Genomic DNA, 21467 nt, shown 5'->3' on the forward strand with positions numbered 1-21467 from the left:
TGGGCGATTTGAGGAGCTTTCCCGATGTTGTGCCCAGTGACGCGCAAAGGTTTTTGAGACGCGATGAGAAAACTTTCCGAGAAATACATCTATCTGCAAGTTGCCCGGGCGATCGAGGACAAGATTGCCCGAAAGGTTCTGTGCCCAGGGGACAAGATCCCGTCCGTTCGGGTGTTGATGCGCGATGCCGGGGTCAGCCGGAAGACTGTCGAGAAGGCTATCGACGAGCTGCGGCGCCGGGCGGTTATCTACACGCGCGATCGCATCGGTCACTTCGTGGCCGACACCGAGTCGATGCGCAGCAACTGGCTGGATGGCTTCGACGCCGGGCAAACGGACGAGGCGATGGTCGCCCGGCTGATCCTGGGCGGGGAGGAACGCGAGCGGTCCTTTTCGTCGGCGGTTCTCGAGACGGATCTGATCCCGGCGGCGCGGATCGCGACCTTGGCCAAGCAGGCGATCGGACAATCTTGGGACGATTTCGTGACACTGGAATTGCCGCCGGGCAGCGTCCGATTGAGGCGCCTGATCGCGCAGGCTCTGATGCGCCGCGGCGTTCAGTGCTCGGCGGATGATGTTCTCATCACCGAAGGGGACAACACATTCCTGCGCCTGCTGCTACAATTTCTGTCGAAGAGGTTCGGCGCAATCGCGCATGACCGGATCTGCTATTTCGGCTGTCTGAGGGCCGTCGAGGGGCTGCAGCTTTCGGTGCATAAGCTGGAGTCCGATAGTGTGCGTGGCTTCGATACCGAGCGCGCGATCGAGCTTATCGAAGCGGACAAGATTGGGATCCTGTTCGTCAATCCGACCCTGAGCAATCCGTTGGGTTACACCTTGCCCATCGAGGACCGGCGCCGGCTGGTGATGGCTGCGCAGGCGCATGAATGCGTCATTATCGAGGATGATGTGTTCGACGGACTTCTCGAGGGCAAGGACAGTCCGCCGCCCTTGAAAGCCTTCGATGAGACCGGATGTGTCCTCTATCTTGGATCGCTCTCCAAGATTTTGGCACCCGGATTGCGGGTCGGGTGGTGTCTTCCGGGGCGCTTTCATGCGGATCTGACAGGCAAGCTGCTGTCCGAGAACCACTGCACCTCGACCCCTGGACAGAGGATTGCGGAGCGGCTGATCGGCTCGCAGATGCTCGAGGACCACTTGAAGGGCGTGCGCCAGATCTTCGCCCGCCAAAGGCAGGAGATCCTTGGCCTCATTCAGACCCATTTCCCCGCTGGAACGCAAATTTCCCGCCCGCTGGCCGGAGGGGTCTATTGGATCACGCTGCCCGATCGCACCGATGCCGAGGCCTTTTTCTCGACGTTGGAAGCGCGCGGGATCGAGGTTTCGCGCGGCACGATCTTCGGGGCGCCGCGGACCCCGGCAAGCTTTCGGCTCTGCGTGACGCGGAGGCTCTGTGTCTCGTCGCGCGCGGTGTTGATCGAGATCGGCGAGATCGCCGCGAACTGCTGAAATCCCCGGGTCTGTGTCTCTCCGAAATCGGCCTCTGTGCCCCTTTTGGTTGAGTTGGTACACGCATAGGCTGCGCAAAATTTCAATCCTACGAGGTGGCTATGCTAGCGGCTGCAACGCGCTCGCTTTCACAAGATCGGCAAATCGGCGATACGGGGTTCCTGTGGAACCTGATCAGCCCGACGCAATTCGCCGAGATCGATTTCGGGCCGGATCTGAATGTCGTGGTGAAGTTCGAGGGCTTGAACCCGGGCGGGTCGATCAAGTTGAAGACGGCGCTTGCGCTGGTGGCCAATTGCGAAGCGGCCGGTCGGTTGCGCCACGGCGGTCATGTGATCGAATCCTCTTCGGGCAATCTGGGTATTGCCTTGGCCATGGTCTATGCCAACCGCGGGTACAAATTCACCTGCGTGGTCGACCCAAATGCCGCGAAAGACAGCCTCGAGTTGATCCGGGCGCTCGGCGGCAATCTTGTCGTCGTCTCCGAAAGGGACGCGAATGGCGGCTATCTAGGAAGCCGGATCGCCTATATCGAGACCGCGCTGGCGCGCGATCCGGCGCTCGTCTGGACCAACCAATACGCCAACCCCGCCAATCCCGAGATTCACGCGCGCACCACCGCGAACGAGATCCTGATGACCTACCCGGAGGTCGATTACCTCGTCGTCGGGGCGGGCACGATCCGTGCGCGCGAACAGGATCTGCTGGGGCCGCGGTCCGAGGCCGTAATCGTCAGTACCGGCAATGGTCTCAAGGACATCTCCAGCCTGCGCCGCATGATCGCCATGCCCTATGCCCCCAAATGAGTTCAAAAGGTCAACTTCCCGTGTTTCAGAAACTCCTTGAAGATACATCGTTCAGTGCGATCACCGCTGGCCTGGTGGCCGTGATCGTCTCCTATGCCGGGCCTCTGGTCATCGTGTTTCAGGCCGCCAAGACGGCCGGTCTGAGTGATATGCAGCTGGCCACATGGATCTGGGCGGTCTCGCTTGGCAGCGGCATTGCCGGTTTGATACTGAGCCTGCGCTACAGGCTTCCGATCATCACCGCCTTCTCGACACCGGGGGCGGCCCTTCTGATCGGTGCTCTGGGCATCTATTCCTATCAAGAGGCGATCTTTGCCTTTCTGGTCACCGGCGCGCTCATTCTTGCCTTGGGATTTTCGACGGGATTTCAGCGGTTGGTGTTGAAGATGCCCCCGCAGATCGCGGCGGCGATGCTGGCGGGGATCCTGTTGCAGTTCGGCTTACAGCTGATCGGGTCGATGCAGAAAACCCCGCATCTTGTCATTCCCATGGCGGTGGTCTTTCTGCTTGGCCGGCGGTTCTATCCGACCTATGCGGTGATCGGCGCCCTCCTGATCGGTCTCGCGATAAGTCTGATCGGGGGCGAGGTGGACACCCACACCATGCAGCTCGCGATCGTCCATCCGGTCATGACCTGGCCCACCGTGTCGCCCGAGGCGCTTGTCGGGATCGCAATCCCGCTCTTCGTCGTGGCCATGGCCTCCCAGAATATTCCGGGGCTGGCTGTGCTCGAGGCAGCGGGCTATTCGCGGCCGCCCGTCACGGGGATCCTGCAGACCACGGGCGCCGTCTCGGTGGGCCTTGCGCCGTTCGGCTCGCATGGGATCACGCTGGCGGCCTTGACCGCGGCCATCTGCACTGGCCCCGAAGCCCACAAGGACCCCTCCAAACGCTATGTCGCCGGTGTCTTTTGCGGCATCTTCTATATCATCTTCGGCCTTCTCGGCCCCTCGGTCGCCAGTCTGATCCAGTCTCTTCCAGTGGAGTTCATCTCTGCCACGGCCGGGCTTGCCTTGCTCTCGGCACTGACCAATGGACTGACAGGTGCGCTGAGCAATGCCGAGCATCGTGAGGCGGCGATGATCGCTTTCCTTGTGACGGCATCGGGGATCGTGGTCTGGGGGATCGGGTCGGGGTTCTGGGGTCTGTTCGCCGGTCTGATCGCCCTCGTGACCACGAGAAGCCGTCTGTCAGAGGTCCTGCGCAAGGGCGGTCGCGGAGCGCGCCTGCCGTAAGATGTGCCATCTGCCACTGACGAGGCGGCTCGGCCGTAGGGGCTTGGTCGCCGGAATGGATGCGCCGATCGGGCACATGTTTGAACACACAGTCATCTGCAACAACAACGATAGGCCAACGCATCATGCACGCCCCGAACATCAGACTGGTCGAAACGTCCCGGCTCTTGCCCACCGAGGAGCACTATCCGGACCGCGCGGAGCGCCTTGTCCGTGACATTGCGAGCTGTGGGGTCTGGACGACCCCCATCCTTGTGCTCGATCAGCACTACATCGTGCTCGATGGACATCACCGATTGCAGGCGTCACGGACCCTCCGCCTGGATCGCATCCCATGTCTGCTGGTCGCGGCAGGCAGTCCGGATCTCAGCCTGTCGTGTTGGAGAGTTGTCGCATCGTCGTATCCCGACGAATAGCTTCCATACGCAGCGCCTTATGCGCCTCGGGGCTCAGGGAGAATGCAGCACGGCTCCTCCCTTGAGCGGGTGTCTTGCCATTCGGGTTGCTCATCGGAACCATGCCTCCTGCAGCCTCGTAATCACGCGATGCATCACAAACCCTATCGTTCCGAACAGGATTATGAACGGGCTGAAGAGCATGAAGAGGATCAGCCCCTCCTTGATCCCCATCGTCCAAGATGTTGATACCGCCCAGCCGGAAATGACCGCGCCAATACCAGCCCCTACGCCTCATGCAGATTCTGGTCGCAAAGACCGAGGCTGGTTGCCCGGCCGCCGCCGTTTCGTCGCGACGGCGGACATGAGGGCGCGCCCCAGTCAGGCTGTCGACCTCGGCCTTCAGAACCATGAACGACCGATAGCCCGGGATCGCGCGCAACCCTCAGCGAACACAAGACACTTACGGAGGTGAGCCGCTACATTGCTGTCGCGAGTCGTGCCATGATAGCAGAACGCGCATTTTTCGCCCTTGGCCGGACGGAAGCACGAACCTAACGTGTCAAATGTCAGGGAACAGTATGACAACCGGCCCCGCAGGGCGTTGATACGTATCGGGATTTTTTGATTATGGTCGGAGCGAGAGGATTCGAACCTCCGACCCCCTGCTCCCGAAGCAGGTGCGCTACCAGGCTGCGCTACGCTCCGACCGTGGGCGGGGATGTATCGCTCCGACGACATAAGATCAAGAGGAAATCTGCCTGCCGTTTCATTTTGTTTCACGAACCCGCATCTCGCGTCCCAGACCCGGTGTCACGGGCCGCTTAAGCAGCCGCCCCAGAAGCGACGAACGGGGCGCATAGGGCATCTCCAGACGGTGGCGCGTATTGAGCACCGGCATGTTCTGCGAAGTGCCCGCGCTTTTCTCGCGCAGGACCATATAGACGCCCGAGGCAATCACGACGCCCGCCCCGACAAGGGTCGTCAGATCTATTCCCTCGCTGAAGAACAGGTAGCCGAAGACCACGGCCCAGATGATCTGGCTGTATTGCATCGGCGCGACAATCACCGCCTCGCCCTCGCGATAGGCCAGAATGGTGATGAAGCTTGCAGTCAGCCCGAATAACGCGATGGTTCCCATCAGGGCGAAATCGGTCATGTCCATCGGCACGTAAACGAAAGGCAGCGCCATGCCCATTGCCAGAAAATTGCCCATCATCGGGTAGATCAGCAAAACGATCGAACGCTCCTGCGTCCCGATCTTGCGCACAATGACCGAAGCCAGCGCCGTACAGAAGGCCGAGAGCACAGCGGCCAGATGCCCCAGTGCCAGATCCGCCTGTCCGGGGCGCACCACGATCAGCACACCGGCAAGACCGACCGCAATCGCCACCCAGCGCCGCAACCGGACCGTCTCGCCCAGAAGCGGGATCGACAGGATCGTCACCAGAAGCGGTGTCGCGAAGAGGATCGGATAGACCTGCGCCAGCGGCAGCGTCGAGAAGGCATAAAACGCCGTCAGCCCCGCAATGATCATACAGACAGACCGCAGGATCACCCAGCCCGGATAGGCTGGCCGCAGATGCCCCGCCTTTTTGTCGTTGAGCATGATGAATGACAGGATGGGAAAGCTCAGCAAGGCGGCCACAAAGACGATCTGGATCGCCGAGAACTTGCCGCCCAACCCCTTTACGATCGCATCATGCGACGCATAGATCGCCATCGCCAGCAGCCCGTAAAGCGCGCCCTTCAGATTGGATTTTTCCTGCATTACCTGCCTATCCTCTTCCCGAAGAGACAGGCTAGCGACGGCCTCGTAGGTTTCAAGCCATCATTTGGACATAGCGGGCGTTTTAAACACAAAAGACCCCGACGCCAAACGCCGGGGTCTTTTGAAGAGACGATCTTGCGGCGGAACCTCCGCCTGAAGATCAGGCAGCCTCGGCTTCTTCGGCTGCCATACGGCGTTCGCTTTCCTCACGCGACAAAGCGACAGAGGTCCGAATGCCCTTGGAAACGAATTCCATCAGGCCGCTGACAACCCGTTCGTTGGGGTCGATACCGGCACAGGACAGAACCTCGCGGCCATCGCGCGAGCGTGCCCAGCGTGCAATCTGCTCTGGGCCATTTCCGTATTTCTTATCGTCGGCAATCGCATCATCCAGAGCTGCCAGAACGACGGCAGCAAACAGCTTCCGTGCGCGTTGACCTTGTTCATAGTTGAATGCGGAGCCATCCACGAAATCGCGCATTATTCCGTCCTTGTATTATTGCTCTTGCGTTTCCGGGCGTGACGGTCATGTAGGCTGCTTAGCTTCCGATTCGATACAGCCAGCAAATCATAGCTGATATGCGCCCAGGGAATACCTGGTTGCAATAGCCGTGAATACGGTAGAATTTTATCTATCGAACACAATATGTAGTAGTTTTTATAAGTAGGGTCACATTGTGGCGCACGTTAACCAATTAACGCCGAGCTGTGTTCCGAACGCAACGGGCGCATGGCTCACAGATAAGTGACGGGGAAATCCGGCAAACCTGTCCGCTTTCCCCAAGACACTCAACCATACGAGACCAGCGCATCGCCCGCCCGCATCTGCGCGCCCGCGCGATCAAGCCGCAGATAGGCGATCGCATACCCGCCGGACTGGGTAAACAGGACCCCCGCAGGCTTCTCTCCGGCGCGGATCTCGGTTCCGGGGGCGGCATGCCCGGTAATCGCGACCCGCACCAGCCCCTTACGCAGCTCGGTCTTGTGCTTCATCCGTGCGGTCACTTCCTGCCCCACATAGCAGCCCTTGCGGAAATCCACACCATGCAGGCGCTCGAACCCCGCTTCCAGAATGAAGGTGTCGGGCGTCAGCTCGATCCCAGTCTCGGGGATACAATGCTCGACGCGGATCGCGTCGAAATCACTGCCATCATCGCCCTCGGTCTCGCCATAAAGCCGCCAGCCCAGCGCGGGATGACGCGGGTCCATCACAGCCCCGTCGGGCCTGACCTCCGAGGTGCCGCGATACAGCTTGAGGTCCGTCTCCGAGATCTCGGCCTTGGCGCGCAGCTTATACATCATCAGGCGGCGGACCGTCGCCTCTGCCAGCCCCGCATCAATATCCAGCAGGATCTCCTCACCCCACGGCACCAGCAGGAAATCGGCCAGATATTTCCCCTGCGGCGTCAGCAGCGCGGCATAGACCGGCCCGTCCTTCAGGCGCGTCACGTCATTGCTGACCAGCCCTTGCAGGAAATGCTCGCGATCGGGACCGCTGATCTTGTAGATACGACGCTGGCTCATGATGGTCTCCTTTGCGCCTGATATAGGCCCGCAACGAAGACGCGTCTATGGGGGCTCACTCGATCAACTGCATCGCGCAGAGATCGGCATAGGTGCCGCCGCGCGCCAGAAGCTCTTCATGCGTCCCCTCATCCTCGACACGACCTTCGCGGATCACCACGATCTTGTCGGCATTGCGCACGGTGGACAACCGGTGGGCAATCACCAGCGTCGTCCGCCCCACAGACAGCTTCTCCAGCGCTTCGGACACCCGTTTCTCCGACGCCGTATCCAGCGCCGAGGTCGCCTCGTCCAGCAGCAGGATCGGCGCATCGCGCAGGATGGCGCGGGCAATCGCCACCCGCTGGCGCTGCCCGCCCGACAGAGCCGAACCACGCGGACCGGCAGGCGTGTCTATCCCCTCGGGCAGGTCCTGCGTGAACTCGCTGACATAGGCCCCGTCCAGCGCCTGACGCAGACGCTCGTCGCTCACCGTCTTGCCCAGCAACACATTCTCGCGGATGGTCTCGTCAAACAGGGCCGCATCCTGCGCCACGGTCGAAAACATCTGGCGCAACTGGCCCAGATCCAGCGTCCGGATATCTGCGCCCCCCAACAGGATCTGCCCCCCGTCAGGGTCCAGCAAGCGTGACAGAAGCGCGAAAACGGTGCTTTTCCCTGCGCCGGACGGGCCAACCAAAGCCGTGGTCTGGCCCTCTTTGGCGGTGAAGCTGAGCCCGTGCAGAACCTGCGTTGCCCCATAGGACAGCGTCACGTTTTCCACCGTGATATCCAGCGAGGCCGGAACCTGTGCCGGATGCAGGGGCGCGGCCACCGTCGGGTGCAGATCGAACAGCGTATAGATCCGCTCAAGACTTGCCGCGGCGGTCTGCCATTCACCGGTGCCCGCCGCCAGTCGCCGGATCGGCTGGAAGGTCAGCGTCATCGCGGTGAAGAAGGACATGAACTCCCCCACGGTACGCTGCCCCGACAGGATGCCATGCCCCGCCACCACCAGCACGGCAAAAAAGCCAAGCCCCGTCACGATATCCACCATTGCAGGGATCAGCGCACGGGTCGCGGCCATCTTGATCTGCTGACCCATGATCCGGTTGACCAACACACGGAAACGTCCTGTCTGCTGGTCCTCGATCCGGTTCAGCTTGACCGCGTTGATACCGTGGAACATCTCGTCCAGCCGCGTCGCGCGCTGGCTGGAACTGTCGCGCATCTGCATCGTCTTGCGGCGGATATAGCGCTGCGCGATGACCGCAGGAGCCAAGAGCAGCGGAAAGCCAACCATCGCCACCAGCGTCCAGACCACATCCACCCCCAAAGCCACGGCCATCAGACCGACAAGCGAGATCGCGTCGCGCCCCGCACCGGTGATGAAGGCTTTCCAGATATTCTGCACCGCCTGCGTATCGCCCTGAATTCTCTCGATCAGCGCCCCGGGCGGATTGATCTGGAAAAAGGACTGGTCCAGCCGCAACACATGCCCCACCAGATCGACCTGCATCGCTGTCGATGTCGATTGCGAGATTTTCGTCATGATCGTCTTCGAGGCGATCGAGGTGGCCGCACGGATCAGGAACAGCGCAAAAACCGCACCGCCCGCCCAGTAGATCAGCCCCGGCTCCTTGCCGGAGAACACCTTGTCGAACAATGGCTGCAAGAGCCAGCTCAGCGCCCCCAGCGTCGAGCCTTCGACCACCATCAGCAGCAAGGCGATCGCCATCCACCCCACATGCGGACGCAGATAGTCGCGCCAGATCCGGGCGACCATATGGCGCGAGGTATAGATATTTCGTTTGGCCATCTATCGCTCCTGCGGGAAAGGCTCGGTCGCGCGGTTTTAGCCCAGCCCTTGCACCCCATGCAAGTTCGCCTGCGAAACAGGCAGTTGTGCAGGCTGGCAGAGCTTTACTTTGTATCGTCACAAAGCTGCGGATTGACCCTGCCAAATGGAGTTTTTACCGATAGGTCAACCACAGGGAGACACCCAATGAGCCTTGCCAATGGCCGCACCTATCTTGCCATCCCCGGCCCCTCGGCCATGCCCGACCGCGTGTTGCGGGCCATGCATCGCGCCGCCCCCAATATCTATGAAGGCGAGATCGAGACCCTTGCCGCCGGTCTGGTGCGCGACCTGAAATCCGTCGCGCTGACGCGCTATCATTGCGGCATCTATATCGCGAACGGCCACGGATTGTGGGAAGCGGTCAACGCCAATCTCTTCTCGCGCGGCGAGACGGCACTGGTGATGGCCACGGGGCGCTTCGGGCATGGCTGGGCCGAGTATGCGCGCCGCATGGGGATCACGGTCGAGATGCTGGATTTCGGGCTGAAATCCCCTGCCGATCCGGCGCAGCTGGAGGCCGCGCTGCGCGCCGATACCGACCGCAAGATCAAGGCGGTTTTCGTGACGCATATGGACACGGCCACCTCGATCCGCAATGACATCCCTGCCCTGCGTGCGGCCATTGATGCGGCAGGCCACCCTGCCCTACTGGCGGTGGATTGCATTGCCTCGCTGGCCTGCGACGAATTCCGCATGGATGACTGGGGGGTGGATATCATGATCTCGGCCAGCCAGAAGGGGCTGATGGTGCCGCCCGGTCTGGGGTTCCTCTTTGCCTCGGATAAGGCGCTCGAGGCGGGCAAGACCGCCGATCTGCGCACGCCCTATTGGGATTGGACGCCGCGCCTGTTCCCCGACTATGTCTACGAATATTTCGGCGGCACCGCCCCGACCCACCATATGTTCGGACTGCGCGAAAGCCTTGATATGATCGCCGAGGAAGGGCTCGAGGCCATCTGGGCGCGCCACGCCACCCTGTCGCAATCGCTCTGGGCGGCCTTTGACGCGTGGTCGGCGGGCGGGCATGATATCGCGCTGAATGTGGCCGACCCCGCGCTGCGCAGCCATTCGGTGACGGCGGCACGGATCGGCGGCGGCAATGCCGAACGGTTGCGCAAATGGCTGGAGGCCGAAGCCGGCGTGACCCTTGGCATCGGGCTGGGAATGGCCGAACCGGGCACCCCCGAAATCGACAGCTATCTACGGGTCGCCCATATGGGCCATGTGAATGCGCATATGACGCTTGGGGTGATCGCCTCGATGGAGGCGGGCCTGCAGGCGCTTGGCATTCCGCATGGTGCAGGCGGCGTGGCGGCGGCGGCCAAGGTGATCGCCCGGCACGGCAGGTAACACCCGCCCCTGACGATTACTCCTAACGATTGCTGTGCGCGGCCATCCAGCCTTCAAGCCATTGCAGGTCGTCCTGCTGCGCCTTGATCAGCTGGGCCGCGCGCTGGCGCATGGCGGGGTCCTCGCCGTAATCACGCACCACCTCGGCCATCGCGATCTCGCTTTTCTTCTGCGGGATCATCTGGCGCACGAAATCCAGATCGACATTGCCGCTATAATCATGCGGCAGGGTGCGCGCCATTCGCGCCCGTGCCTGCTGGAATGCCGCCGTCGAGGGCGAGGCATCGGCGGTGGCCATCGCCGCCTTCGATATCTGTGGATAGCTGGCATCTTGGGCATAGGCCCCGAAGGCCAGCGCAAAGGCCACGGGGCTGAGCATCGCGATCTTGTGGATACGTGTCATGCGGCTCATTTCGGATCTCCTTCTCGGATACCCGAAATCTGGCCCCTTAGGCGGCATTGCGCAAATCACCGCTGGGCGATAGCGCCGTGACGTCAAGCGCCCGTGACATATGTTACAATGCGGCGGCGGCCCGTTCCAGCGCCTCGGGCAGGGCCTTGGCCAGCAGGTCCAGCTCGGCATCCGGCCCGCAGGAGATGCGGATACAGCGGTCCAGAGGCGCCACCCCCGGCATCCGCACGAACACATCCGCCTTGGCCAATTCTGCAAGCACAGCACGGGCATAGGCCCCGTCGCGTCCGCAATCGACGGCCACGAAATTGGTGGCCGAGGGGACAGCTTCCAGCCCGTTTTCGGCTGCGATCTCGGCAATGCGGCCCCGCGCGCCCGCAATCAGCCGCGCCATGAAGGCCGACCAAGTGGTATCGGCCAGCGCCGCCACAGCCCCCGCCTGTGCAATCCGGTTCACGCCGAAATGATTGCGGATCTTCTCGAATTGGGCAATCAGCTCGGCCGCGCCCATCGCATAGCCGATGCGCGCACCCGCCAGCCCGTAATGTTTCGAAAAGGTCCGCATGCGGATGACGCGCGGATCATCCACCGCCACCTGCGGCACGGCCTCTTCGGGGGCCATCTCGATATAGGCCTCGTCCAGCACCAGAAGACAGCCCTCGGGGATCTCCGCAATCATCGCCTCGATCGCGGCACCCGTGTTCCATGTGCCCATCGGGTTATCGGGGTTGGCGATATAGATCAGCTTGGCACCGACCTCCCGCGCCTTGGCAATCAGCGCCTGCGGGTCTTCATGGTCGCCCTTATAGGGCACCTTGTGCAGCACACCGCCAAAGCCCTCGACATGGAAGTTGAAGGTCGGATAGGCGCCTGCCGAGGTCACAACCGCATCGCCCGTCTCGATGATCAGCCGCACCAGACAGCCCAGAAGCCCGTCCACGCCCTCGCCCACCACGATGGTGTTTTCGGGGCGGTCATGATGGGCCGCCAAGGCCTGACGCAATTCAAGGCTGGTGCTATCGCCATATTTCCAGACCTCGCCCGCCTCTGCCGCCATCGCGGCAATCGCCCGCGGCGAGGGGCCGAAACCGTTTTCATTTGCCCCCAGACGGGCGGCAAAGGGGGCACCCCGCTCGCGCTCAAGCGTTTCGGGGCCAATGAAGGGCACCGAAGCAGGCAGGGACGAAACGAGGCGGGTATAGCGAGGATATGTCATGCGCAAATGGCTAGCAGGTTCGCGGCCAAGCGCAAGACGGGCGGTTCAGAAATCGACCGCGATGCCCTTCTTTTCCCAATCGCCATAGCGCACGGGCTCGGGGCCGTCACGCCCGCCCAGCTCGGTCGGCAGGCTCTGTGCCTGCGCAAGACGGCGGCGCTCTTCGGCCTCGGCCAAGGCACGCTGCGCGGCGGGCGGCAGGTCGGGGGCGGGTGTCGGCGGCGGGCCTGCGGGCAGATCCGGCTGGGGCATTGGCGGGATCGCGGGCGGCAGATCGGGTTGGGGCTCTTGCGGGGCGGCGTCTTTCGACATGGGGCACCTCTTGTCATGAGAGTTGTCTTAACGACCCAACTGATATAGGCCGCGAAATCGATCCTCACAAGCCGGAGGCCAAGCTATGGCAAAACCCGACCCTGCCCGCCGCGCGGCCCTTGGCCTGATTGTTGGCGTGTTTGACGACCATCTGTCACTGGCCGACCAGATCGCGATGGATGCGCTGGATGGCCTCAGCCCCGGTGAAAAGGCGCGGGCCCAGCGGCTGGCGACCTCGACCCTGCGCCATATGGAGCGGGCCGACAAGATGCTCAAGCCCTTCCTCAAGCGCAAGCCCACGCCCGATATCATGGCGCTTCTGCGGTTGGCGACGGTCGAGCTATGTGCCGAAGGCGGCGCGGATCATGGCGTGGTGGATGCCGCCGTGACCCTGTGCAAATCGGGCGGGCGCCGCACCGATAGTTTCGCGGGGCTGGTGAATGCCGTGCTGCGCAAGGTGGCCGAGGATAAGGCCCGCTGGGAGACCCTGCCCTATGGCCAGCTTCCGGGCTGGCTGCGCGGGCGGCTGATGTCGGCCTATGGCAAGGTCTCGGTGCAGAAGATGGAAGAGGCGCATCAGCGTCCCGCCCCTGTGGATATTTCCGTCAAGGAGAACCCCGCCGATTGGGCCGAGCGGCTGGAGGGCGAGGTTCTGCCCACGGGCTCCGTGCGGCTGCATCAACCGGGCCAGATCCGCGACCTTCCGGGTTTTCCCGAGGGGGACTGGTGGGTACAGGATGCGGCGGCCTCGCTGGCGGCCAAGGCACTGGCCCCCACCGCAGGCATGCGGGTGCTGGACCTGTGCGCAGCCCCGGGTGGCAAGACGCTGCAACTGGCGGCGATGGGGGCGCAGGTCACCGCGCTGGATCTGTCCGAACGTCGCCTTGCGCGGCTGCATGAAAACCTTGAGCGCTGCAAGCTGAGTGCCGAAGTCGTGGCCGCCGATGCGCTGGACTGGACCCCCGAGGCGCCCTTCGACGCGATCTTGCTGGATGCGCCCTGCTCGGCCACCGGCACGATCCGCCGCCACCCCGAATTGCCCGCCATCAAGGATAGCGCCTCGATCAAGGGGCTGTTCGCGCTGCAAGAAGAGATCCTTGAGCGTGCGATGGGCTGGCTGACCCCCGAGGGGCGGCTGACCTATGTGACCTGCTCGCTTCTGCCCGAGGAAGGCGAGACCCAGATCCGCCGCGCGCTGGAGCGCCACCCCGAGTGGGAGGTCATCCGCCCCACGCTGGAGGGCATCGACCCCGAGTGGATCACCGAAGAAGGTGGCTTGCGTCTGCGCCCCGACTACTGGGCCGATAAAGGCGGGATGGACGGGTTTTATGTGGCCACGTTGAAACGGCGGGCAGAATAACGCCCATCATTTGGCGCAGGCTAGGCGGGGGCCTCTTGGCACCCCCTTCCGCCCGACGCATAATCGCCGCACTTCAAGCCCGCGCGGCCCCCTAGATAATTCGAGCGACAGAACCTTGGCCAAACCCACAGCCAGAAAGCCGACCCCCTCTCCCAGCGGACAAAAGCGCGCCCGTCTGGCGCAGGCGTTGAACACGCTGGCGGCACGCAGGGCGGCGCGGGGTGCTCCGGCAACGGGGTTCACCAGCCAGCCCGAGCCGCGCACCATCGGCTCTGTCGCACGCGGGCGGCAGCTGATTGGCGGCAACTTCCTGCTGGCGGGCTTTCTAATCGAGGGGCGCGACCGCAGCCCTTGGGATCTGGCGATGCCCGATCCGGCCTTCGAGGAGGCGCTGCACGGTTTCGGCTGGCTGGATGATCTGGCCGCCGTGGGCGACCGTACCGCACGGGCCCGCGCACAGGATTGGGTCTTTGGCTGGATCGACCGCTATAGCCGTGGCACCGGCGCGGGCTGGCAGCCCGATCTGACGGGTCGCCGCGTGATCCGCTGGATCAATAACGCGCTGATGATCCTGCATGCACAGGACAAACCCAAGGCCGATGCTTTCTTTGCGGCGCTTGGCGCGCAGACCACCTATCTGGCCAAACGCTGGAAATCGGCACCTCCGGGCCTGCCGCGGTTCGAGGCGCTGACGGGGCTGATCTATGCCGCGCTCTCGCTGACCGGCATGCAGGGCCATAGCGCGCAGGCGCTGGCGGGGCTGGCCGCCGAATGCGCCAGCCAGATCGACATCGAAGGCGGTATCGCCACCCGCAACCCCGAAGAGCTGCTGGAGGTTCTGACGCTTCTCAACTGGGCCAAACAGGCGATCGAAGCCACCGGCGCCGCCCCCGATCCGGCCCATCTGGCCGCCATCGAAAGGATCGCCCCCACCCTGCGCGCCTTGCGCCATGCCGATGGCGGGCTGGCGCGTTTTCATGGCGGCGAGGCCTGCAACCCAGACCGGATCGACCAGACGCTGGTCGAAACCGGCATCCGGCGCGGCCCCACCGGAACTCTGGCAATGGGTTTTGCGCGCCTGCATGTTGGCGGCACCAGCCTGATCATGGATGCCGACAAACCACCCGCAGGGGCGGCATCGACCGATGCCCATGCGTCCACACTGGCCTTCGAGCTCACCTCGCGACGCAGGCCGATCATCGTTAATTGCGGCTCCGGCGCGCAGTTTGGCCGTGAATGGCATCAGGCCGGACGGGCAACGCCCAGCCATTCGACGCTGGCCCTTGGCGGCTATTCTTCGTCACGGCTCGGCCCCGAACGCAGCTTTGGCCGCAGCCCGCATAGCTGGCTGGAAGAAACCCCCGAACTGGTCTGGGCGGTGCGCGATGAAGACAGCGGCCAGAGCTGGATGGCGGGCCATGACGGCTATAGCGCCACCCACGGACTGACCCATCTGCGCCGCCTGTCGCTTGCCACCGACGGCCGCCTGCTGGAAGGGTGCGATTCGCTTTCGGCGGCCACACCGCAGGGGCAAAAGCGGCTGCAAACGGTGCTGGAGCGCGAGAAACTTACCGGCATTCCCTACCAGATCCGGTTCCATCTGCATCCCGAGGCCAATGCCACGCTGGATATGGGGGGCCACGCCGTTTCCATCGCGTTGAAATCCGGCGAGATCTGGGTCTTCCGCCATGACGGGGCGCTAAAACTGGCGCTTGATCCGTCCGTTTACCTTGAAAAGGGCCGCCTGAGGCCGCGCGCGACGCAACAGATCGTGCTTTCAGGCCGTCTTTTGGACGAAAGATGTCAGATTAGCTGGACCTTCACGAAGGCACAGGATAGGTCGCAGGGCACACGCGACCTGCAGTATGGTGCGGATCGCGACGATTCCGACACCTGATCCAAGGATGCTGCCCGTGACCCGTTCCGTTCCGCTCACCCGTGCTTTGATCTCGGTCTCCGACAAGACCGGCCTGATCGATTTTGCCCGCGCACTTTCCGCGCGCGGCGTTGAACTTTTGTCCACCGGCGGCACTGCCAAAGCCCTGCGCGAAGCGGGCATGTCGGTGCGCGATGTGGCCGAGGTCACCGGCTTTCCGGAGATGATGGATGGCCGCGTGAAAACGCTGCACCCCAAGGTGCATGGCGGCCTGCTGGCGCTGCGCGACAACGAAGAGCATCTCGCCGCGATGAAAGAGCATGATATCCTGAATATCGACCTGCTCGTGGTGAATCTCTACCCGTTCGAGGCGACCGTCGCCAAAGGCGCGGCATATGACGACTGCATCGAGAATATCGATATCGGCGGTCCGGCAATGATCCGTGCAGCGGCCAAGAACCACGGTTTCGTGGCGACCGTGGTCGATGTGGAAGATTACGACGCGGTTCTGAAAGAGCTGGACGAGAATGACGGTGCGACCACCCTGCCCTTCCGTCAGAAGCTGGCGCAGATCGCCTATGCCCGCACCGCAGCCTATGATGCGGCTGTTTCCACCTGGATGGCAGGCGCCATCGGCGAGAAAGCCCCGCGCCGCCGTGCCTTCGCTGGCACCATCGCGCAGACCCTGCGCTATGGCGAGAACCCGCACCAGCAGGCGGCCTTCTATCTGGATGGCACGAACCGTCCGGGCGTGGCGACGGCCAAGCAGCTTCAGGGCAAGGAACTGTCCTACAACAACATCAATGACACCGATGCGGCCTTCGAGCTGGTGTCGGAATTCGGCACCGAAAAGCCCGCCGTTGCGATCATCAAACACGCGAACCCCTGTGGCGTGGCCACCGGCGAGACCGTGATCGAGGCCTATAAACGTGCCTTCGACTGCGACCGCACCTCGGCCTTCGGGGGGATCATCGCGCTGAACCAGACGCTGGACGCCGAGACCGCCGAAGAGATCACCAAGATCTTCTCGGAAGTCATCATCGCGCCTGCTGTCGATGACGCCGCCAAAGAGGTCATCGCCAAGAAGAAGAACGTGCGTCTCTTGGAAACCGGCGGCCTGCCGGATGTCTATGCGCCGATCACCACCTACCGCCAAGTGGCCGGTGGCCTTCTGGTGCAGGACAAGGATAACGGCATCATCACGCTGGACGACCTGAAGGTCGTGACCGAGCGCAAACCGTCCGAGCAGGAACTGCAAGACCTGCTGTTCGCGTGGAAAGTCGCGAAACACGTCAAGTCGAATGCGATCATCTACGTCAAGGACGGCGCAACCGTGGGCGTGGGCGCAGGCCAGATGAGCCGCGTGGACAGCACCCGCATTGCCGCACGCAAGGCCGAAGACATGCAGGAAGCCTGCGGTTTCGACAAGACCCCGACCATCGGCTCGGTTGTCGCCTCGGACGCCTTCTTCCCCTTCGCCGACGGCCTGATCACCGCAGCCGAAGCAGGCGCCACCGCGATCATCCAGCCGGGTGGCTCGATGCGCGACCAGGAAGTCATCGACGCCGCCAACGAGCGCGGTCTGGCGATGGTCTTCACCGGCATGCGCCACTTCCGTCACTAATCCGCCAAAGGCGGGCCTTAGGGTCCGCCTTTTTCCAAACGGATTTCAATGAAACGCTTTGTCGGCTATATCCTGATCGCCATTACCTTTCCGCTTTGCCTTGCCACCCTGCTTCTTGGCCCTCGAATTGCCGGACAAGGCTGTGCCTTCGGCAGCGCGACCGGATGCAGCAAAGGGGAAGAGGCTCTGCTCCTCGCGATGTTTATCGGTCTACCGCTCGGCCTTGGCGGCGCAGGGCTCGCGCTTGGCATCTGGCTCCTGCGCTCATCGAAGAAACACCCGCCCCCCATCACCAAAACGCCATCCAGGCCCTAGATCTCTTGCCCCCGCCCCCGCTTTCGGGGCATAGGGGGATGATTGTAAAAGGGATCACGCATGCGTTTGGCAACTCTCTGGGCCTTGGTCGTTCTGGTGCTCGATCAGGCCTCGAAATATATCGTGGTGCATCTGATGCAGCTCGACCAGCGCTATGCCATCGAGGTGCTGCCTCCTTTCCTGAACTTTCGCATGGCGTGGAACAGGGGCGTGAATTTCGGGCTGTTCTCCGGCGATACCGACTATACGCGCATCCTGCTGATCGCCTTGGCCCTGATGATTTCCGTCTGGGTCGCCATCTGGATCGCGCGCAAGCCGCAGACGGCCAAGGTGCAGGCCTCCGCCGGACTGCTGATCGGCGGGGCTTTGGGCAATGTGATCGACCGCATTTTCTACGGAGCCGTGGCCGATTTCATCAACACCTCCCTCCCCGGCTGGCAAAACCCGTTTTCTTTCAACGTGGCGGATATCGCGATCTTCCTTGGCGCGGTCGGGCTTGCGCTCTTTACGGGCAATGAATCGCGCGGCAAAAAAGGACGGTCCAAAGGGGCGTGACGCCCGCTGGACTTTAGGTTATGACGAGGCAGTATCGATGAGGGAGTGGCCAATGTCGGCAGCATCAAATCTCGGGATCGCCCTTGCAGGGGTGCTTTTGCTGGGTGCCTGTGGCGGGTCGAATGTGCCCGAACTGATGAAACTGCGTACCAACCGGCCGGGTCCGGACGAGTTTGCCATTGTGCCGACCAAGTCGCTGCAAATGCCCTCGGACCTGAATGACCTGCCGACGCCGACGCCGGGCGGGCGCAATCTGGTTGACCCGACGCCGGAAGCCGATGCGATTGCGGCCCTTGGCGGAAGCTCCAATGCCCGCACGACCGCAGGCGCGGACCGCGCCCTGATCGGCTATGCAATGCGTAAAGGCACGGATCCTGCGATCCGCAGCCAGCTGGCGGCCGCCGATCTGGAATACCGCAAGGACCATAACGGGCGCCTTCTTGACCGCCTGACCGGCAAGACGCTCTATTATCAGGCCTATGCACCGATGGCCCTTGATCAGGAAGCCGAACTTGAACGTTGGCGCAAACTGAATGCCGCAACGCCGTCGGCACCGCCCTCGGGCGCGGCACAGGCCGCAAAATAAGGCCCGCTCTGCCGCGCAGCTATAATTTCTTCGTTATTTGAGGGGAGTTATCCATCAACTCCCCGTCAAACGACTTGCGGGCCACGGCAACAGGCGACAAGGTAGCGCAAAACACTTGAGGTCCGAATGTTGCGCGCATGGCTTGCCGCTGCCTTTGCCCTGACAGCCCTTCCGGCTGCGGCGGCGGAGGTCAGCTCCTTCACACTGGATAACGGGTTGCAGACCGTGGTGATCGAGGATCATCGTGCTCCGGTTGTGGTCCAGATGGTCTGGTATAAGGTCGGCTCTGCCGATGAGGTGCGCGGAAAATCCGGCATCGCCCACTATCTCGAACACCTGATGTTCAAGGGCACCAAGACCATGGCACCGGGCGAATTGTCCAAGACCGTCTCGGCCAACGGGGGGTCCGACAACGCCTTTACCAGCGATGATTACACCGCCTATTTCCAGCGCATCGCGGCAGACCGTCTGGATCTGGTCATGAAGATGGAAGCGGACCGGATGCATAATCTGCGCATCTCTCCCGATGACTGGAAAACCGAGCGTCAGGTGATTCTGGAAGAGCGGTCGCAACGGATCGACAGCAACCCGCAGGCACAGTTCGCCGAACAGATGAGCGCGGCGCAATACCAGAACTCGGCCTATGGCACCCCGATCATCGGCTGGCGCGCGGAAATGGAAGGGCTGACCCGTGAGGACGCACTGGCATGGTATAAACGCTATTATGCGCCCAATAATGCCGTGCTGATCGTGGCGGGGGATGTCACCCCCGAAGAGGTGAAGACGCTGGCCCAGAAATATTACGGCCAGATCCCCGCAAATACCCAGTTGCCGCCGCGCCTGCGTCCGCAGGAACCGCCGCAACTGGCCGAACGTAAGGTCGATTTTCAGGACCCGCGCGTGGCGCAGCCCTCTTTGATGCGGACCTATCTCGCCCCCGAGCGCAATCCCGGAGACCAGAAAGAAGCGGCGGCCCTGACCGTTCTGGCCGAGCTTCTGGGCGGCAATTCCCAGACCTCCGTTCTGGGCAAGAAGCTGATCTTCGGCTCGGGCGAGGCGATCTTTGTCAGCGCATGGTATGACGGAATGTCGATCGACAAGACGACCTTCGGCCTGTCTGTCGTGCCTGCCGCCGATGTGTCCCTGCCCGAGGCGGAAACCGCGCTGGACAAGGCGCTGGCCGATTTCATGGCCAACGGGATCGACCCCGACCAGTTCGCACGGATCAAGACCCAGATCCATGCCAGCCAGATCTATACCGAGGACAATGTACAGGGCCTTGCCCAACGCTATGGCACGGCGCTTGCGTCCGGCTTCTCGGTGGAAGATGTGCAGAACTGGCCCAAGGTGCTGGAAGCCGTCACCCCCGAAGATGTCATGGCCGCCGCGAAAGACGTGCTGAACAAGCGCAATGCCGTGACAGGCTATCTTGAGAAACCCGCCGCGCAGGAGGCGCCCAAACAATGATCCGGCTTTTCCTTGCAGGCCTTTTCGCGCTGACGCTGTCGCTGCCCGCGCGTGCTCTGGATATCGAACAGGTCACCTCTCCCGGCGGGCTTCATGCCTGGCTTGTGGAGGCGCATGACATCCCCTTCACCGCGTTGCGCATCAGCTTCAAGGGCGGTGCCAGCCTTGACGCGCCCAACAAGCGCGGCGAGATCAACCTGATGACGGCCACGCTGGAGGAAGGTGCAGGCGATATGTCGGCACAGGATTTCGCCGCAGCCGAAGAATCCCTTGCCGCGAAATTCGGCTTTGATGTGGGCGACGATACGCTGACCATCAGCGCGCAGATGCTGACCGAAAACCGCGATCAGGCGGTGGACCTGCTGCGTCAGGCGCTGATCAACCCGCGTTTCGACCAATCCGCCGTGGACCGTGTGCGCGGTCAGGTACAGGCCATTATCGCCTCGAACGCGCAAGACCCCAATGCCATCGCGTCCAAGACCTTTGCCCATGAGGCATTTGGCGACCACCCTTATGGCAGCTCGATCAACGGCACCGCCGAAAGCGTGGCCGCGCTGACCCGCGAGGATATGTTTGACGCCAAAGCCCGCGTCATGGCCAAGGACCGGATGGTTGTCTCTGCCGTGGGGGACATTACCGCAGACCAGCTTGGCCCGCTGCTGGACAAGCTGCTGGGGGATCTGCCCGCCAAAGGCGCGGATATGCCAGCCAAGGCCAAGCTGAAACTCAGCGGCGGCACCACGGTGGTGGATTTCGACACGCCACAATCGGTGGTGATGTTCGGTCAGGCAGGGATCGGCATGGAAGACCCCGATTTCTTCGCGGCCTTCGTGCTGAACCAGATCCTTGGAGCGGGCGGGTTTTCCTCGCGGTTGATGGATGAGGTGCGCGAGAAACGCGGGCTGACCTATGGCATCTACACCTATCTGATCGATCAGGATCTGGCGAAGACATGGCAGGGCAGCTTTGCCTCGGCCAATGACAAGACCGCAGAGGCGATCAAGGTCGTGAAAGACCAATGGGCCAAGGCGGCCGATGGCAAGGTCAGCGACAAGGAACTGGCCGATGCGAAGACCTATCTGACCGGCGCCTATCCGCTGCGCTTTGATGGCAATAGCCAGATCGCCAGCATTCTGGCAGGGATGCAGCTTTCGGATATGCCTGTCGATTATATCAACACGCGCAATGCCAAGATCGAAGCGGTCACCAAGGACGATATCGCCCGCGTGGCCAAGCGGCTGCTCAAGGCGGAGGATTTGCGCTTTGTTGTGGTCGGTCGGCCTACGGGCCTGAAATAACCTCCGGAGTAATGACCGAGATATCCACAGGAAAGCCTGCCCGAACCCGTTTCGG

The 21467-nt window shown here is 62.5% G+C and carries 20 protein-coding genes and 1 tRNA gene; 13 read left to right on the plus strand and 8 right to left on the minus strand.

Translation table 11 applies throughout. The annotated features are described in order from the left end of the window. The first annotated feature begins 63 nt into the window (after positions 1-63). From WDB86_RS09330 to WDB86_RS09345, 4 genes are all read left to right on the plus strand, one after another. On the plus strand, positions 64-1470 hold the full coding sequence (locus tag WDB86_RS09330) for a PLP-dependent aminotransferase family protein (protein ID WP_406735759.1): 1407 nt from the start codon (positions 64-66) through the stop codon (positions 1468-1470). 101 nt (positions 1471-1571) lie between these two features. Next, the gene (locus WDB86_RS09335; protein WP_406735760.1) at positions 1572-2276 is read left to right on the plus strand and encodes a pyridoxal-phosphate dependent enzyme; all 705 of its coding nucleotides are present in this window, start codon (positions 1572-1574) and stop codon (positions 2274-2276) included. A 20-nt stretch (positions 2277-2296) separates the two neighbouring features. Beyond that, on the plus strand, positions 2297-3511 hold the full coding sequence (locus WDB86_RS09340; protein ID WP_406735761.1) for a benzoate/H(+) symporter BenE family transporter: 1215 nt from the start codon (positions 2297-2299) through the stop codon (positions 3509-3511). A gap of 125 nt (positions 3512-3636) precedes the next feature. Beyond that, on the plus strand, positions 3637-3927 hold the full coding sequence (locus WDB86_RS09345) for a ParB N-terminal domain-containing protein (protein WP_406735762.1): 291 nt from the start codon (positions 3637-3639) through the stop codon (positions 3925-3927). Positions 3928-4537: 610 nt separating this feature from the next. On the opposite strand, the gene WDB86_RS09350 is transcribed toward WDB86_RS09345, so the two are convergent. The 5 genes from WDB86_RS09350 to WDB86_RS09370 form a co-directional block, all read right to left on the minus strand. Then, positions 4538-4614, minus strand: a tRNA-Pro gene (locus tag WDB86_RS09350). A gap of 61 nt (positions 4615-4675) precedes the next feature. Next, entirely contained in the window at positions 4676-5677 is a 1002-nt protein-coding gene (locus WDB86_RS09355) for a DMT family transporter (protein WP_406735763.1), read from the minus strand. A gap of 160 nt (positions 5678-5837) precedes the next feature. Further along, positions 5838-6158 carry a DUF6280 family protein gene (locus WDB86_RS09360; protein WP_339108726.1) on the minus strand — a complete coding sequence of 107 codons (321 nt, stop codon included), beginning with the start codon at positions 6156-6158 and terminating at the stop codon, positions 5838-5840. A 308-nt stretch (positions 6159-6466) separates the two neighbouring features. After that, entirely contained in the window at positions 6467-7201 is a 735-nt protein-coding gene (locus tag WDB86_RS09365) for a folate-binding protein (RefSeq protein WP_339108725.1), read from the minus strand. Positions 7202-7256: 55 nt separating this feature from the next. Continuing rightward, complete coding sequence (locus WDB86_RS09370) at positions 7257-8999, minus strand: ABC transporter ATP-binding protein (protein ID WP_406721580.1); 1743 nt, start codon at positions 8997-8999, stop codon at positions 7257-7259. Positions 9000-9185: 186 nt separating this feature from the next. On the opposite strand from WDB86_RS09370, the gene WDB86_RS09375 reads away from it, so the two are divergent. Beyond that, a complete protein-coding gene (locus WDB86_RS09375) occupies positions 9186-10391 on the plus strand; it encodes a pyridoxal-phosphate-dependent aminotransferase family protein (RefSeq protein WP_406735764.1) in 1206 nt (401 codons plus the stop codon). A 22-nt stretch (positions 10392-10413) separates the two neighbouring features. On the opposite strand, the gene WDB86_RS09380 is transcribed toward WDB86_RS09375, so the two are convergent. From WDB86_RS09380 to WDB86_RS09390, 3 genes are all read right to left on the minus strand, one after another. Further along, positions 10414-10803 carry a DUF305 domain-containing protein gene (locus tag WDB86_RS09380; RefSeq protein ID WP_339108722.1) on the minus strand — a complete coding sequence of 130 codons (390 nt, stop codon included), beginning with the start codon at positions 10801-10803 and terminating at the stop codon, positions 10414-10416. 103 nt (positions 10804-10906) lie between these two features. Next, positions 10907-12019, minus strand: a complete 1113-nt coding sequence (locus tag WDB86_RS09385) for a pyridoxal phosphate-dependent aminotransferase (RefSeq protein WP_406735765.1) — start codon at positions 12017-12019, stop codon at positions 10907-10909. Between the two features lie 45 nt (positions 12020-12064). Beyond that, positions 12065-12331, minus strand: coding sequence for a DUF1674 domain-containing protein (locus WDB86_RS09390; RefSeq protein WP_406735766.1), 267 nt, complete (start codon positions 12329-12331; stop codon positions 12065-12067). 85 nt (positions 12332-12416) lie between these two features. On the opposite strand from WDB86_RS09390, the gene WDB86_RS09395 reads away from it, so the two are divergent. The 8 genes from WDB86_RS09395 to WDB86_RS09430 all read left to right on the plus strand — a co-directional run bounded on the left by WDB86_RS09395 (position 12417) and on the right by WDB86_RS09430 (position 21412). Further along, positions 12417-13691: an RsmB/NOP family class I SAM-dependent RNA methyltransferase gene (locus tag WDB86_RS09395; RefSeq protein WP_406735767.1), complete on the plus strand. Its 1275-nt coding sequence runs from the start codon at positions 12417-12419 to the stop codon at positions 13689-13691. 115 nt (positions 13692-13806) lie between these two features. Further along, positions 13807-15588: a heparinase II/III family protein gene (locus WDB86_RS09400; RefSeq protein ID WP_406735768.1), complete on the plus strand. Its 1782-nt coding sequence runs from the start codon at positions 13807-13809 to the stop codon at positions 15586-15588. 16 nt (positions 15589-15604) lie between these two features. After that, positions 15605-17191, plus strand: a complete 1587-nt coding sequence (purH, locus tag WDB86_RS09405) for a bifunctional phosphoribosylaminoimidazolecarboxamide formyltransferase/IMP cyclohydrolase (RefSeq protein ID WP_339108718.1) — start codon at positions 15605-15607, stop codon at positions 17189-17191. Between the two features lie 48 nt (positions 17192-17239). Further along, positions 17240-17506 (plus strand): hypothetical protein, encoded by a 267-nt coding sequence (locus WDB86_RS09410; protein ID WP_406721573.1) that lies wholly within the window; start codon positions 17240-17242, stop codon positions 17504-17506. Between the two features lie 60 nt (positions 17507-17566). After that, positions 17567-18061 (plus strand): signal peptidase II, encoded by a 495-nt coding sequence (lspA, locus tag WDB86_RS09415; RefSeq protein ID WP_339108716.1) that lies wholly within the window; start codon positions 17567-17569, stop codon positions 18059-18061. A 52-nt stretch (positions 18062-18113) separates the two neighbouring features. Continuing rightward, entirely contained in the window at positions 18114-18647 is a 534-nt protein-coding gene (locus WDB86_RS09420) for a DUF3035 domain-containing protein (RefSeq protein WP_339108715.1), read from the plus strand. 126 nt (positions 18648-18773) lie between these two features. Further along, entirely contained in the window at positions 18774-20114 is a 1341-nt protein-coding gene (locus WDB86_RS09425; protein ID WP_406721572.1) for a M16 family metallopeptidase, read from the plus strand. Then, positions 20111-21412, plus strand: a complete 1302-nt coding sequence (locus WDB86_RS09430) for a M16 family metallopeptidase (RefSeq protein ID WP_406721571.1) — start codon at positions 20111-20113, stop codon at positions 21410-21412. Before WDB86_RS09425 ends, WDB86_RS09430 begins: the two co-directional genes overlap by 4 nt. The last annotated feature ends 55 nt before the right edge of the window (positions 21413-21467 follow it).

The sequence above is a fragment of the Thioclava sp. GXIMD4215 genome (genome assembly GCF_045291555.1).
GTDB classification, from domain to species: domain Bacteria; phylum Pseudomonadota; class Alphaproteobacteria; order Rhodobacterales; family Rhodobacteraceae; genus Thioclava; species Thioclava litoralis.

What these genes read in the sequence shown, in the direction of transcription:
- WDB86_RS09330 (WP_406735759.1), top strand. Translation starts at nt 64, where the DNA reads ATGAGAAAACTTTCCGAGAAATACATCTATCTGCAAGTTGCCCGGGCG.
- WDB86_RS09335 (WP_406735760.1), top strand. Translation starts at nt 1,572, where the DNA reads ATGCTAGCGGCTGCAACGCGCTCGCTTTCACAAGATCGGCAAATCGGC.
- WDB86_RS09345 (WP_406735762.1), top strand. Translation starts at nt 3,637, where the DNA reads ATGCACGCCCCGAACATCAGACTGGTCGAAACGTCCCGGCTCTTGCCC.
- WDB86_RS09355 (WP_406735763.1), bottom strand. Translation starts at nt 5,677, where the DNA reads ATGCAGGAAAAATCCAATCTGAAGGGCGCGCTTTACGGGCTGCTGGCG.
- WDB86_RS09360 (WP_339108726.1), bottom strand. Translation starts at nt 6,158, where the DNA reads ATGCGCGATTTCGTGGATGGCTCCGCATTCAACTATGAACAAGGTCAA.
- WDB86_RS09365 (WP_339108725.1), bottom strand. Translation starts at nt 7,201, where the DNA reads ATGAGCCAGCGTCGTATCTACAAGATCAGCGGTCCCGATCGCGAGCAT.
- WDB86_RS09370 (WP_406721580.1), bottom strand. Translation starts at nt 8,999, where the DNA reads ATGGCCAAACGAAATATCTATACCTCGCGCCATATGGTCGCCCGGATC.
- WDB86_RS09375 (WP_406735764.1), top strand. Translation starts at nt 9,186, where the DNA reads ATGAGCCTTGCCAATGGCCGCACCTATCTTGCCATCCCCGGCCCCTCG.
- WDB86_RS09380 (WP_339108722.1), bottom strand. Translation starts at nt 10,803, where the DNA reads ATGAGCCGCATGACACGTATCCACAAGATCGCGATGCTCAGCCCCGTG.
- WDB86_RS09385 (WP_406735765.1), bottom strand. Translation starts at nt 12,019, where the DNA reads ATGACATATCCTCGCTATACCCGCCTCGTTTCGTCCCTGCCTGCTTCG.
- WDB86_RS09390 (WP_406735766.1), bottom strand. Translation starts at nt 12,331, where the DNA reads ATGTCGAAAGACGCCGCCCCGCAAGAGCCCCAACCCGATCTGCCGCCC.
- WDB86_RS09395 (WP_406735767.1), top strand. Translation starts at nt 12,417, where the DNA reads ATGGCAAAACCCGACCCTGCCCGCCGCGCGGCCCTTGGCCTGATTGTT.
- WDB86_RS09410 (WP_406721573.1), top strand. Translation starts at nt 17,240, where the DNA reads ATGAAACGCTTTGTCGGCTATATCCTGATCGCCATTACCTTTCCGCTT.
- lspA (WP_339108716.1), top strand. Translation starts at nt 17,567, where the DNA reads ATGCGTTTGGCAACTCTCTGGGCCTTGGTCGTTCTGGTGCTCGATCAG.
- WDB86_RS09420 (WP_339108715.1), top strand. Translation starts at nt 18,114, where the DNA reads ATGTCGGCAGCATCAAATCTCGGGATCGCCCTTGCAGGGGTGCTTTTG.
- WDB86_RS09425 (WP_406721572.1), top strand. Translation starts at nt 18,774, where the DNA reads ATGTTGCGCGCATGGCTTGCCGCTGCCTTTGCCCTGACAGCCCTTCCG.
- WDB86_RS09430 (WP_406721571.1), top strand. Translation starts at nt 20,111, where the DNA reads ATGATCCGGCTTTTCCTTGCAGGCCTTTTCGCGCTGACGCTGTCGCTG.